The 12,796-nt window shown below is 62.0% G+C and carries 9 protein-coding genes and 1 pseudogene; 7 read left to right on the top strand and 3 right to left on the bottom strand.

Features of this window, described 5'->3' with window-relative positions; all coding sequences use genetic code 11:
• The first annotated feature begins 34 nt into the window (after positions 1-34).
• The 6 genes from OKW98_RS21770 (at position 35) to OKW98_RS21745 (ending at position 9,456) form a co-directional block, all read left to right on the top strand.
• Positions 35-2,248: a cellulose biosynthesis cyclic di-GMP-binding regulatory protein BcsB gene (locus tag OKW98_RS21770; RefSeq protein WP_265386611.1), complete on the top strand. Its 2,214-nt coding sequence runs from the start codon at positions 35-37 to the stop codon at positions 2,246-2,248.
• A gap of 12 nt (positions 2,249-2,260) precedes the next feature.
• On the top strand, positions 2,261-4,369 hold the full coding sequence (locus OKW98_RS21765) for a glycosyl transferase family protein (RefSeq protein ID WP_265386610.1): 2,109 nt from the start codon (positions 2,261-2,263) through the stop codon (positions 4,367-4,369).
• Entirely contained in the window at positions 4,366-6,936 is a 2,571-nt protein-coding gene (locus tag OKW98_RS21760) for a bacteriophage N4 adsorption protein A (RefSeq protein ID WP_265386609.1), read from the top strand. The genes OKW98_RS21765 and OKW98_RS21760 overlap by 4 nt, the downstream gene beginning before the upstream one ends.
• An 8-nt stretch (positions 6,937-6,944) precedes the next feature.
• Positions 6,945-7,610, top strand: a complete 666-nt coding sequence (locus tag OKW98_RS21755; RefSeq protein WP_265386608.1) for an alginate O-acetyltransferase AlgF — start codon at positions 6,945-6,947, stop codon at positions 7,608-7,610.
• Complete coding sequence (locus tag OKW98_RS21750; RefSeq protein ID WP_265386607.1) at positions 7,607-8,596, top strand: alginate O-acetyltransferase AlgX-related protein; 990 nt, start codon at positions 7,607-7,609, stop codon at positions 8,594-8,596. The genes OKW98_RS21755 and OKW98_RS21750 overlap by 4 nt, the downstream gene beginning before the upstream one ends.
• Before the next feature lie 77 nt (positions 8,597-8,673).
• Positions 8,674-9,456 carry a hypothetical protein gene (locus tag OKW98_RS21745; RefSeq protein WP_265389809.1) on the top strand — a complete coding sequence of 261 codons (783 nt, stop codon included), beginning with the start codon at positions 8,674-8,676 and terminating at the stop codon, positions 9,454-9,456.
• Between the two features lie 33 nt (positions 9,457-9,489).
• On the opposite strand, the gene OKW98_RS21740 is transcribed toward OKW98_RS21745, so the two are convergent.
• Positions 9,490-10,260 carry an SDR family NAD(P)-dependent oxidoreductase gene (locus OKW98_RS21740; protein WP_265386606.1) on the bottom strand — a complete coding sequence of 257 codons (771 nt, stop codon included), beginning with the start codon at positions 10,258-10,260 and terminating at the stop codon, positions 9,490-9,492.
• A gap of 104 nt (positions 10,261-10,364) precedes the next feature.
• Between OKW98_RS21740 and OKW98_RS21735 the strand changes: the two are divergent.
• Positions 10,365-10,814 (top strand): annotated as a pseudogene (locus OKW98_RS21735) (SDR family oxidoreductase); the annotation flags it as partial.
• A 174-nt stretch (positions 10,815-10,988) separates the two neighbouring features.
• Here OKW98_RS21735 and OKW98_RS21730 read toward each other — a convergent pair.
• Both OKW98_RS21730 and OKW98_RS21725 read right to left on the bottom strand, forming a co-directional pair.
• Positions 10,989-11,507, bottom strand: a complete 519-nt coding sequence (locus OKW98_RS21730; RefSeq protein WP_265386604.1) for a cysteine hydrolase family protein — start codon at positions 11,505-11,507, stop codon at positions 10,989-10,991.
• A 311-nt stretch (positions 11,508-11,818) separates the two neighbouring features.
• Complete coding sequence (locus tag OKW98_RS21725) at positions 11,819-12,715, bottom strand: serine hydrolase domain-containing protein (RefSeq protein WP_265386603.1); 897 nt, start codon at positions 12,713-12,715, stop codon at positions 11,819-11,821.
• Between the last annotated feature and the right edge of the window lie 81 nt (positions 12,716-12,796).

Here is a 12,796-nt window from a genome sequence, read left to right as displayed (position 1 = left end):
GCCTGCCCCCTCTATCAGCTTGAGATCTACCTGAATGAAGTCTTCCGTTGCCACCCAAACGGGCGCGCTAAGCGCCCTTGTCTGTGGCGTGAGCCTGCTCGCGCTCATGCCCAACTTTGCCCTGGCGGCGGACAGCCCGCTCACCCAGGCGATCAACCGACTCAATGCCGATACGCAGCAACACCGGGAGATTCGCCTGAGCGATCTGGGCATCGATGCACCCATCGTGCTCGGTTCCACAGATTCGCGCCGCGAACTGTATCTGCCGGTTCCGGCGGGTGTGCCATTGACCGATGCGTCGCTGACCTTCGATGCCAGCTACCTGAACGGGGAGGGCGGTCGCAACACGTTGCTGTTGTCCCTGGATGGTTACCCGGTACGGGCCGAAGGGCTCAGTGAAGCGCAAGGCAACGCCGGCTCCACGCTCGGCGTGGACAAGGCCGCTCGCGACAGCGGCTCGGTACGATTGGGTGTGGCCTGGTCGTCGGTCGTTTCGCGCGTGCTGTGTGAAGACGAACGGGCGATTGGCAACGTGTTGCGCATCGAACCCGACACCCGCCTCAATTACAGCTACGACGCCAACCTGTTGCAGGACGTCGGCGCTGCCTGGACCGCATTGCCGGCCAAGCCGGGCATCATGGTCGCTCCGGGCAGCCTGGCAGTCGGCACGTACGACGCCGCCTGGCGCCTGGGCGTGGCCCTTGAACGGATCGGCAAACAGGCGCGCATCCTGTCGTTCCCTGCCGTGCAGGACAGCGTTGACCTGAGCGCGCTGCGCATTCCGGCTGAACTGCTGAGCATTCCGGCCTTCGCCAGCCTCAACGGCAAGGGCCCCCATGCCCTGGCCAACCCGGCGGAAATCGGCGCATTGCTGATGCTCGGCCAGACCCCTGATGTGCAGGCCGACCTGGCCATCAATGACCCGCAATTGCTCAAGGCGATCAACGAATCCCTGGACGCCTTGCAAAGCCAGATTCAAGGTCTGGACGCCACAGCAGCCAGCGCGTTCACGCAATGGCGCGAACGTCACGTGAACGCCGGTATGGCCGCCAAGGGCACGGACAACGTGCGCCTGGCATTGCTCGGCACCCGTCCGGTGCTGATGATCGCCCCGGAAGCGACCGGCAAAGCCATGGCCCTGTTCAGCAGCGCCTGGAACAAACTGGCCCGCAGTCGCACGCTGACCGTCAGCGAAGCGCAGATGCCATTGAGTGCCGATGGCCGTGTGGCCCTGACCAATCTGGGCGGCAACCCCGGCACCATCGACGTGCTCGCCAAGTCCGACTGGAGCGCTTCGTTCCCGCTGGGCAGCGTGGCTTACGACGGTCGCCTGCCAGTCAAGGCCGTGGTGGATGTGTCTGCTGCGCCTGGCGCTTCGGACACCGCTCCAGTGGCGTCCGTGTTCCTCAACGATTACCTGATCGGCGCGCAACAGTTGGTCGCCAACGGCGAGAAACAGCGCATCGAAGCGCGTATCCCGAGCTACGCCCTGGGTTCCAAGAACGTCCTGCGGGTCTCGTTCCAGCGTCAGCCCGTCAGTGATCGCTGCCTGGAAACGCCGCAAGCGTTCCCGGTCTCGGTATTGCCGACCAGTCACATCGTGCTGGACAAAATCTCCCTGGACGACGGTTTCTCCGGCATGGCCGCCCGTTACGCCACGAACACCCAGATCCTCGTGCCCCAGGCCTACCTGGATCACCCGGCCAGCAGTTTGCCGCAGGTGATCTCGGTGGCTGACGGTGCGGGCGTTTCGCCGCTGCGCGCTGAACTGAAAGTCAGCAGCGATCCTAAAGCCACGGTCACGCCGGACAAAGACTTCCTGGCCTTCGAGCTGCCGCTCAAGGACAGCAAGGAATCGGTTCAGGTCGATGACCAGGGTCGCTTGCGTATCAACCACAAGGATCAGCCCCTGCTGGACCTGTCGCCGCTCAACCACTTGGCGTCATTGCAGGCGGTGGACGCCGGTGGCCAGCACGGTCTGGTCTACCGCGTTCTTGGCAGCGATGCCCCTGTGTTCGCCAAACCGGTGCTGTTGACCCGCGGCGACGTGTCGATCCTGGGCGACAACGGTGTCGTGAATACCTTCGATACCAAGGACCCAAGCGGCAGCCAGTTCATCGACAAAGAAGAGCCCAAGGGCCTGGACGCCTGGCGCACGCCTTCGCTGTTGTGGCTGATCCCCGGCGGCATCCTGTTGGTGCTTATCCTGATGTTGGCTGGCCGTAGCGCCCGTCGCAATCGCCAGTAACGGAACCCTTCGATGACGTCGCTTTATTGGCCGTACTGGCTGGCCCATTACTACAGCTTCCTGGAAGTCGCGACCATTGTGGTCGCGGTGCTGATCCTGATTTCCAGTCTGGACGATCTGTTCATTGACCTGTGGTACTGGTCTCGCCGCCTGTTTCGCAAGTTCACCGTGGACCGCAAATACCGGCCACTGACCGCCCAGCAATTGCTGGACCGGGATGAACAGCCACTGGCGATCATGGTTCCGGCCTGGCTGGAATACGACGTCATCGCGCCGATGATCGAGAACATGGTGTCGACCCTCGACTACCAGAATTACGTGGTCTTTGTCGGCACTTACATCAACGACCAGCGCACCATCGATGAGGTGGAGCGCATGCGTCGGCGTTACAAGCAGTTGCATCGCGTGGAAGTCCCCCATGCCGGGCCGACCTGCAAGGCTGACTGCCTGAACTGGGTGATTCAGGCGATTTTCCTGCATGAAAAGACCCACGGCATGACCTTCGCCGGTGTCGTGCTGCACGACAGCGAAGACGTGCTGCACCCGATGGAACTGCGCCTGTTCAACTACCTGTTGCCGCGCAAGGACATGATCCAGCTGCCGGTCGTTTCCCTGGAACGCAACTGGTACGAGTGGGTGGCCGGCACGTACATGGACGAGTTTGCCGAATGGCATGGCAAGGACCTGGTGGTCCGCGAAAGCATGACCGATACCGTGCCCTCGGCCGGCGTCGGGACCTGCTTCTCGCACCGGGCCCTCAGAGTGCTGGCCGGGGAAACCCAGAACCAGCCGTTCAACACCGACAGCCTCACCGAGGACTACGACGTTGGCGCACGCCTGGCCAAGGTCGGCATGAACGCCATTTTCGTGCGCTTCCCGGTGGAGTTCCGGGTGCTGCGCAAATCGTGGTTCCGCAAACCCTACGAATCGACCCTGAAGATGCCGCTGTGTGTACGCGAATTCTTCCCGGACACCTTCCGCACGGCGTTCCGCCAGAAAGCACGCTGGACCCTGGGCATCGGCCTGCAAGGCTGGGAACAGATGGGCTGGAGCGGCTCGCTGGCCAACCGTTACCTGCTGTTTCGCGACCGCAAGGGCGTGGTGACGGCGTTTGTCAGCATCCTGGCCTACGTGATTCTCGTGCAACTGGTGGCGCTGATAATCCTGCGCCAGAGCGGGCTCTGGAACGTGAGCTTCCCGACGCCGTTCGAATCCAACGGCTGGATCAAGTACCTGTTGATTGCCAATGGCCTGGCCCTGGGCTGGCGCCTCCTGCACCGCTGCTACTTCACGACGGTGCTGTATGGCTGGCAGCACGGCTTGCTGTCGATCCCGCGCATGGTGGTGGGCAACTTCGTCAACTTCATGGCCGCCTCCCGGGCGTGGCGCATGTTTCTGGTGGGCAAGGCGCTCAATCGCAAGCTGGTCTGGGACAAGACCATGCACGACTTCCCGTCCACCGACCTGGTCGCCGCCGCACCGCGCAAGCTGGGCAGCGTGTTGCTGTCCTGGCAGGCCATCAACGACACCAATCTGCAGACGGCACTGGACGAACAACAAACCCGCCACATGCCACTGGGCCGCATTTTGCTCAGCCACGGCTGGCTGGATGACGAAACCCTGGCTGAAGCCATCGCGTTCCAGAACGATCTGCCGCGGGTGTTCGATGTGGCCCACAAAGCCAGCGCATCGCTGCTGGCCGACGAGTTCGCCCTGCGCTGGCGTGTTGTGCCACTGGGGACCAACGAGGCAGGCCGTGCGCAGATCGCCGTCGCCAGCCCGCTGTCCGCTGAAGGCCTGCAACAGATCAGCGATGAGCTGGGCAGCGAGCCGGTGCAACTGATTGCCCGTGAAAGCGAGATCGTCGCGCAATTGCGCAACGTCAACGCGCTCGACGGCCAACCGGTGCCCAATGCCCGCGCGCCGATGCTGGGCGACCTGTTGATCGAAATGGGGCTGTTGGACCGCGACGTGTTCAACCGCACCATGCTCAATTACCGCCCGCAGCATCACGGCCGTATCGGCGACTATCTGGTCGACAGCGGCGTACTGCCTCGGACCACCATCGAACAGGCCGTTGCCCGTCAGCACAGTCATTACCCAACGGAGCTCCCGGCATGAACCGCCCCTTCCTGACGCTCATGGCCACGGGGCTGACCCTTTTGCCTGCGCTGGTGCATGGCGAAATTCTGCCGCTGCCGTTGACCGGTCCTGCTTATCAGGCGGCCAATGAAGCCTACAGCGCCTACGACCGCAAGGACTACGACCTGGCCATCGCCAAGGCCCGCGAAGCTTTGCGTCAGCGGGCCGATGTCACCCGTCTGAACCGGCTGATCGTGCAGGCGCAACGGGACAAGGAACAACGCGACAACCCCAAGCGCTATCCGCAACCGGCCTCGCGCCAGGCCCCCGGTTTCAGTGCGGCGGCTCAAGCGTTCAAGGCCTACGATCGCGACAACTTCGGCGTCGCCGCGCAGTCCGCTCGCAAAGCGATCGCCCAGGCACCCAAGCGCATGGATTACCGCCTGCTGCTGATCGAATCCCTGCAACGCCAACAGCATCTGGAAGAAGCCGATCAGGCCACCACCGAAGCCCTGCGGGTTTTCCCGGATGACGACACCTTGCTGATGCGCCGCGAAGCCATTCGCCGCCAGCTGGCCGCGCCACTGGCCATCGCCGGTTATCGCGCCCTGGAACAAGGCAACCTGCCGCTGGCCGTGGATCAAGCCCGCAAGGCGGTGGCTTGGGCACCGGAAATCGGCGCTCACCAGCAGTTGCTGATCAGCGCGCTGATCGCGACCCAGGATTACCGCGCCGCCGAACTGGCCGCCACCGGCGCGCTGGCCCAGGACGATGGCGAAACCGCGCCGTGGATTATGCGCAGCTACGCCCTGGATCGGCAGGGCAAGACTCAGGCGGCACAGGCCGACCTTGACCGGGCCTTGTCCATCGAAGGCTTGCTGGATTCTGAAGTGCGCGAGATTCGCTTTTTCGCCGCCGACCTGGCGCTGGCCAACAACCAGCCGCAACAGGCCCTGGACCAACTGCAAAAACTGCCCGCTGACACCGGCGGTGAAGTCGCCCGCCGCCGCGCCGCCGCCCAGGTCGCGTTGCGCCAGAAGAACAATGGCCTGAAAACCGCGACGCGTTTTCCGGCCCCGGCCCTCAACTGCCAGGAAAGCGCATTCGGCCTGATCTGCGATATCTGGCCGGGTAACCAGCGCGATGGCGGCACGGACACGGCCGTGCAGGCCTACGCTGCGCTGGCCCGCAAGGACTCGGCTTCGGCCGTGGCCCTGGCCAGCGAAGCCATTCGCCGCGCGCCGCAAAACCCGTCGTATCGCAGCCTCTTGGTCAGCGCCCTGACCGACCAGAAGCGCCTGCCCGAAGCCATATCTGCGGCCAGCGATGGCCTGCAAGCCAATGGCGACGACGCCCGCCTACTGGCCCAGCGCGGTCGGTTGCGGCAGCAGACCGGTGACGATGCCGGTGCCCGCAAGGACTTCACCCAAGCCCTTGCCCTGGGCAGCCTGCCCACTTATGAAGAGGCCAGCCTCTATGCTGCCCTGGGTCAACGTCGCACGGCACGGGAACGCTTGCAGGTCGCCCGCGACGCTGGTGAGCTGGATGGCATGAGCGATCTGCAAGTGGCTTACCTTTCGGTACAGGCCGGCGACGATGACAGCGCCCATGAGTCATTCCGCAAGGCCGACGCCGCCACCCCGCTAGCGCCGACGGCGACTCAGGACGCGGCCTACAACGCGATGCGGGTCAGTGACGACGAACACGCTGTCGGCTATTTCAAGCGAGTTATCGACGCCAAAAATAGCGGCGAACTGGACATGACCGACCAGCAGCTGTTCGACACCCGCCGCGCCGTGGCCGATGTGTCGCGCACCTGGGGCCTGACCAGCACCACCAGCTATCGCGGCAACAGTTCCAGCAGTGGCCTGAGTTCGGCGCCCAGCACCGGCAACAGTAATGGCAACAGCGGCAGTAGCAGCAACGACAGCCTGCAGAACAGCACCGAACTGTCGTGGCGTCCGCTGGGTTACCGCAACGCCCGTTTCGTCGAACTGTATGGCCGGGTCACCGACACGCTGTGGAGCAAGAACAGCGATTCGGACACTGGCCGGGATGCGTTGCAAGGCGCCTTGGGTGTGCGGGTCAAGCCGTTCACGTCGCTGAACGTCATGGCTGCCGTGGAACGTACCTTTCCCCTGGGTTCTTCCGACGTCGACGGCGACTGGCTGTTGCGCCTGGGTTATGGCTCCAGCATCGGTACCGATTTGCGGGTTGATGTCCCTAGCTGGTGGACGTCGCAGTTGTTCGCCGAGACCGGCCATTACGTCAACGACTCGCGCAATTACATCAACAGCGAATGGCAGGGTGGTCGCAGCTATGCCATTGGCGGCACCGGCTCGCGCTGGGTGACGTTCCCCCACGTGGTGGCTGCGTTCGACTACGACTCGAAGATGGACAGCGAAACCCGGTCCGACGGCAGCACCGGATACTCTTCCGGCCATGCCGCTGGCGTCGGCCTGGGCAACAACGTGCGCTACTGGTTCCGCGAAGACACGTACAACGCGCCGCGCTCCTATGTGGATTTTTCTTTGCAATACCGAGTGAAAGTGTCTGGCGATGACCGCGCCAAAGGCGTGTTCGCTCGCCTGACTTACTCCTATTGAGGACTGATATGCACCCTCGTATGTATTGGCTGATGGGGCTCGGATTGAGCCTGGGCATGGCGTCGACAGTGGCGCAGGCCGCGTCGGAAATCGCTCAACTCTACGCGCCGAAACTGCCGGAGGGCTCGGCCTGGGTGCGGGTGGTCAATCCCGCCGACGGCGCCGTGCAAGTGAGCGTGGACCGAAAGCCAGGCGTTGCCCTGTCTGCGCAGTCGGTGGTGGCCAGTCCTTATCAGGTGGTGGACTCGCGGCAACCGCTGCGCATTACGCTCAACGAGCGTGAGCTCAAGGGCCTGAACGTCCCGAAAAACGCTTTCGTCACGGTGATTCTGGGCAGCGATCCGGCGGCCGCCCCCCGGGTGGTGATCGACCCGCAGCCGCGCGGCAAAGACTTGCGCGCCGAACTCAACGTCTACAACCTCAGCGCCGGCTGTGAAAAAGCCGATATCAAGCTGGCCAACGGTTCCAGCGTGTTTAGCCAGCTGCCGCTCAACGGCCAGGCGCAGCGCACCATTAACCCAGTGCAGGCGACCCTGATTGCCAGCTGCGATCAAAGCGCCAGCCTGCCGCTCCAGCTTGAGCCCTTCAAGGCCGGTGACCGTTACAGCCTGTTCCTGGTCGGCTCACGCCAGACCCCCCGCCTGATTGGCCTCGTTGACCAGACTGCCCCATGACCTTTTTAGTAAAACCTCGACACATCCTGCGCCGCCCGCCGGTATCCGGTCTGATTGCCGGCGTACTGCTCGGCCTGTCCGGCGGCGCCGCCCACGCTGATTCGGCAGTGATCACCGGGCAGGGCGGCTGGTTATTTCCCGCGTGGGAAAGCCTGAACAAAGTCGATAACCCCGGCACTGCGCGCAGCATCGCCCTGATCAAGGACGTCCAACAGCAACTTGTGCGCGAGAACATCGCGCTCGTGGTGCTGGTGGTGCCGATGAAAGCGCCGTTCTACGCCCAGCGCCTGCCCGCCGACCATCCCTTGAGCCCGGCCGTTGTCCAGCGCTACGACCGTTTGCAAGGTGAACTGGCCAAGGCCGGCCTGACGACGCTGAACATCAAGCCGATACTGCAAGCCACCGAGCAAGGCAAGCAGACGGCGTTTTACCGCGCCGATTACCACTGGACCGCCTGGAGTGCCGAAAACACCGCCGATGCCACGGCAAAACTGATCACCGGGCGCTATCGCCTGCAGGGTGAACCCGGTGGCGGTGCCGTGCTGGGGGAATGGTTCGACAAGCGAGCCTTCGGCGATCTGGCCAGCAACTTCCTGCCGTCCATCAAGCGCAAGGCCATCGGCCGGGACATTTACACCGTGCGCCATCAGGTCGAGAAAGACCTGCTGATCGACGACGCCCCGGCCCCTGTTCAGGTCATCGGCAACAGCTTCGTGCAGCCTTACCTTGGCTATACCCAGAAACTGTCCAACGCCCTGGACCGCCCGGTCACGCTGACCTGGAACCCCGGCGACGTCGGCCCTTGGGCGACGCTGCTTCAATACCTGGAATCAGCGGAATTTGCTCAGCACAAGCCGCAGGTGATCGTGTGGCAATTCAATGAGGGCCAGTTCCACCTCGGCCCTGATGCCGCGACTAACTGGAACGCCAAGGGCGTGACTTCGCTGAAGCAGTGGCACCAGCGCATCAACAAGGCGCTGCCTTGAAGATTCCCGACAGTACCCTCGGGCGTGCGATTCTAGGTGCTCTGCTGCTTGCAGCGACACTGGTCACAGGCACCGTCATGTTTGACGTCACCGCGCAGAAACAGCTGGACCCCGGCATCGTTGGCATTGTCTGGCAGCCCGATAACAAAACCGTCGGCATCAAAGGGCACTGGGACCAGCTCGGCGCCCGGGAATTGCTGGTGCAATGGACGGTGGTCGACGATCAGGCGTTCGTGCCTGGCACCGGTCTGCCCAGTGTGCCGGTCCTGCCCGATTGGGCACGTATCGCCAAAGAGCCTTGGGCCCAGGATGTGATCATCGGCCTGGCCGGGTACTTCAGCGAAAACCGCTCCCGGGACAACATCGAGCAACTGGCCGCCGTCTCGGAGCGCATCGCCAAACTGCCGACGCCGCTGCACGTGACCGGCTACTACTTCCCGGCTGAAGTCGACCCCAGCTGGACCCGCGCCAAGGAGCTGCCCGCGCTGCTGGCCACGCTTCCGCGTCCGTTATGGATCAGCGTGTATGACGGCGCCAACATCGGACCGGCCGCCACAGCAGACTGGCTCAAACAATGGCTGCCAGACGACATCGGCGTGTTCTTTCAGGACGGCGTTGGCGTCTACGCCCGCACCGCACCGGTAGCCCGCACCTACGCCGACACCCTGCGCGAGCGCTTGGGCAAGGACCGCGTGCGCATCATCGTCGAAGCCTTCCGCCCCAACTACGGCGGCGGCTTCCGCTCCGCCACCGCCGCCGAACTCAAACCGCAGCTGGCCGCCTATGACGGCTACCCGCTGTACCTGTTCGATGGTCCGCATTACGTGACGCCAGCGTTGGTGAAGGCGTTGGCGAAGTAATGATGGAAGTCATGTTTTCGCGAGTGGAACACGTCACCAGACGATAGGTTTGTCGTTCCAGTCCCAGAAGGTCCCGCTGTCGGCCGGCCCATGGGCGCCGACCACCTCAAGAATGCGATCCGCCGAGAACGCCGGTTCGAACAGTTGGCCGTCAGGGACATTCGCCTGGAAGGGCCGGGACAGCTCCGTGTCGGTTGTGCCTGGGTGGATGGCCAAGACGGTGGATGCAGGGTTCAATCTTTTCAGTTCGATACTGGCCGTGTGCAGCAACTGGTTGAGCGCCGCCTTGCTGGCTCTGTAGCTGTACCATCCACCCAATCGATTATCGCCAATGGAGCCAACCCTCGCCGAGAGCGCTGCGAAGGTAGAAGGTTGCTTGCGCAATAGCGGAACCAGGTGTTTAAGCAGCAGGATCGGCGCAAAGGCATTGGTCGCGAAGCTCGCTTGCAGGCTCGCAAGGGTCAGTTGCGCCAGTCCCTTTTCGGCTTTGGCGCCGTCCTGATGAAGAATGCCCAGCGCACTGATGACGAGGTGCAGATGGTCGCATCCTGCAAGCGTCTCGCTCACAAGTGCTTGCAGGGATTGCTCGTCGCGCGCGTCGCAGTCGACGGGTTTCAGACGGTCGCCATATTGCGCTGCAAGCGCTGCCAGCTCAGGGGAAGTGCTGGCTGCCCGCGCTACTGCCCATACCTGAGCCACATCATCGCGAGCCAGCAACGCCGCGCACAGTGCCAGGCCAATACCTCGGCTGGCTCCGAAAACCAGCGCGTTAGCGTTGTTGTTCAGTTCGGGTATCAAACGCATAAGGCACCTTGAGGGGCGTGGCTGAAGTGTTTTTATGACCTTGGGTCAGGTTTTGACGTTCAGGTTTCGTGGCGTTCGCTTATGAATTAGCGTGTTTGCCGACCGGATGCAAATACGCCATTCGCTCCATGCGCCCGTCAGGCGCCGGTTCCATCGTCAACATCTCCTCTCGCTCCGGTCTGGTGGGCATTCCAGGTGCCGCCGCGTATGCGTCGTCCAAAGCTGCCGTTCGCAATCACACTAAAACGGTGGCGCTTTACTGCGCCGAACAAGGGCTGAAGGTTAGATGCAATTCGATACAACCGGCGGCCATCCTTACCCCCCTGTGGGAACCCATGTTAGGCGGCGATGCCGGTCGCGAAGCGCGAATGGCTGCGCTGGTCCGAGACACGCCGCTCAGGCGATTCGGAATGCCTGAAGAAGTGGCCGCTCTGGCTTTGTTGCTCGCGTCGGATGACGCCACGTACATCACGGGCAGTGAGTTCAACATTGATGGTGGTCTGTTGGCCGGGACGGCAGCGACTCCGGCAGTCCTGGACGACAGCGAAAGCTAGGACATCAAGATCGCGCCTGCGAAAAACAGTTTTGCCCAATAACTGCCTTTTCGCGATCGGGGCTTTCGGCCCTAAGCGGACAGCTCTGAGGGGATGTTCCTGGCGGCTAATGGTCTGTGGCAAGGAAAGCGCCAAGGCCTGATCGACCCGAGCCGGGTCGATCAGGGGAGTTAACTAGAAAGTCCATTCCTCGGCTTGGACGACTCGGCAGAAGGGTCCAGCTAACGTTGCATTATGGTGGGCAACGATGGCCTCTGCTTTCAGTTCTGGAGTATCAGAGCAAGTATGTCCGTTTGCGATGAGCACAGCATCAAATCCACAATCGCGGGCGGCGCGGCAGGTACTGTCTACGCAGTATTGAGTTTTCATGCCTGTAACAACAACGCCGTCACACTCACGCTCGCGTAGCAAAGTTGCCAGGTCAGTCTGAGCGAAGGCATTGGGGCGTTTTTTATCGAAAATCACTTCATTACCCAGTAGCTGTAAGTCTTGGATAAGCTCGGTGAGCGGGCTACCCGGCTCAATCGGAGAACCTGCCGGACCTGTATGGCGGGCAAGAAAGATCGGGGCTCCTGTTTTCCGAGCGCTTCTCATGAGTCCATTCAAGGTATCGATAAGCGCGGGACCTCTCCAGGGTTTGTCCGGGCCGTGAACAAGCCCTACCTGCATGTCGAGAATCAGAAGTGCATACATGTGCGTTTCCTTACGTTGGTGCCAGCAAAACCGGGGCAAAAAAAAGACCCGGTCCATTGCTGGTGGGTCTTTAGGGATTGTGTGCTGGTTTAACTCACATAACCTCCCACGACCCGCGCGTGCCGGTCGTGAAGGTTGTAGTCGATTCAAAGCGTGGCGTACTCATGAGACGGACCTTAACTTTGGCGGGATGTTCTGGCAAGTGAACATGACCAGAAAGAAAGCCCTTTCATAGGGATTGGACTCATCGACCGCTTCTGGACCCAAAGCATTCAATCGGCGTATAGCCACAAGGCTTGGGCAATAAGGACTTAGAGGCCTTGCGTCTCTCGCCGCAGGACTTGTACCAGCTCTCCAGCAACAAAGCTTTCGACCGCGCCTTCACCGGCGTGCGCCTCATACGCTGCGCAACACGCCGATGTGTCGCCGTCGTCTATACGGTAAACGGCAATGACGCTGCCAGGCCCGCAGCCTGTGTGTCCGCATAGGGTAAACCCGCCGTCAATCGAACCCTGCATGACACCGAGGCCATAGCCGGCATTGACCCATGGGCGCCCGGGAATCGCGCCGCCCAATCCCCGCGCTGCCTGCATTTCCTGAAGTAGGCTTTTCGGGAGAAGATCACCGGACAGGAGTCGATCCAGGAATACCGCCGCTTGCGAGAGTGGGCCGATCAGCAAGCCATGGTAGACCCAGGCGGGGTCATAGTTTGAAGTGCTGCCTGGATGGGTGGTTTGTAAGTCTGCTCGCGTCTTGGCGAAGCGAACGTTCAATAGGCCCAGAGGGTTCAGTACTCGTTGACTCACCGCATCATCAAGCGTCAGGTCCGTGAGCCGCTCGATAAGCCTGCCGACCAGCATGTATCCAACATTGGAGTAGCGCCAACCGGTTCCGGGGCTGTATCGAAGTCGAGCACCGTCAAGCCGTTGCATCATTTCGTCTGTTGACCCAGCTGACTCGCTGTTTGAAACCGCGGCGTGATACTCCGCCAGTTCGCCATAATCAGGGAGACCTGCCTCGTGCCGCAGTAGCTGGCGTAACGTGAAACGCTGATCCGGAATAGCGTCGTCCAATCCGATCAGCCCATCACGTACTAACGATAGGGCAGTTGCCGCCAAGACTGTTTTCGTGAAACTCCACCAGGGAACTACCGATTCTGATCGGTCAGACGTTTTTGGCTGACCATTTGATATGAGCGAATTAAGCATTGGCGTCCTTGGGGTGTTTGCGGGTCGAGGGCTCGACACGATATCTCATCAGGTCTTTTTCGCGGGAGCCTTTTGATGCAC

The organism is Pseudomonas sp. KU26590, assembly GCF_026153515.1.
Classification (GTDB): domain Bacteria; phylum Pseudomonadota; class Gammaproteobacteria; order Pseudomonadales; family Pseudomonadaceae; genus Aquipseudomonas.
This window is presented reverse-complemented; position numbering and strand designations above follow the sequence as displayed.

Coding starts and splice junctions, on each gene's coding strand:
- OKW98_RS21770 (WP_265386611.1), top strand. CDS start 35: ATGAAGTCTTCCGTTGCCACCCAAACGGGCGCGCTAAGCGCCCTTGTC.
- OKW98_RS21765 (WP_265386610.1), top strand. CDS start 2,261: ATGACGTCGCTTTATTGGCCGTACTGGCTGGCCCATTACTACAGCTTC.
- OKW98_RS21760 (WP_265386609.1), top strand. CDS start 4,366: ATGAACCGCCCCTTCCTGACGCTCATGGCCACGGGGCTGACCCTTTTG.
- OKW98_RS21755 (WP_265386608.1), top strand. CDS start 6,945: ATGCACCCTCGTATGTATTGGCTGATGGGGCTCGGATTGAGCCTGGGC.
- OKW98_RS21750 (WP_265386607.1), top strand. CDS start 7,607: ATGACCTTTTTAGTAAAACCTCGACACATCCTGCGCCGCCCGCCGGTA.
- OKW98_RS21745 (WP_265389809.1), top strand. CDS start 8,674: ATGTTTGACGTCACCGCGCAGAAACAGCTGGACCCCGGCATCGTTGGC.
- OKW98_RS21740 (WP_265386606.1), bottom strand. CDS start 10,260: ATGCGTTTGATACCCGAACTGAACAACAACGCTAACGCGCTGGTTTTC.
- OKW98_RS21730 (WP_265386604.1), bottom strand. CDS start 11,507: ATGTATGCACTTCTGATTCTCGACATGCAGGTAGGGCTTGTTCACGGC.
- OKW98_RS21725 (WP_265386603.1), bottom strand. CDS start 12,715: ATGCTTAATTCGCTCATATCAAATGGTCAGCCAAAAACGTCTGACCGA.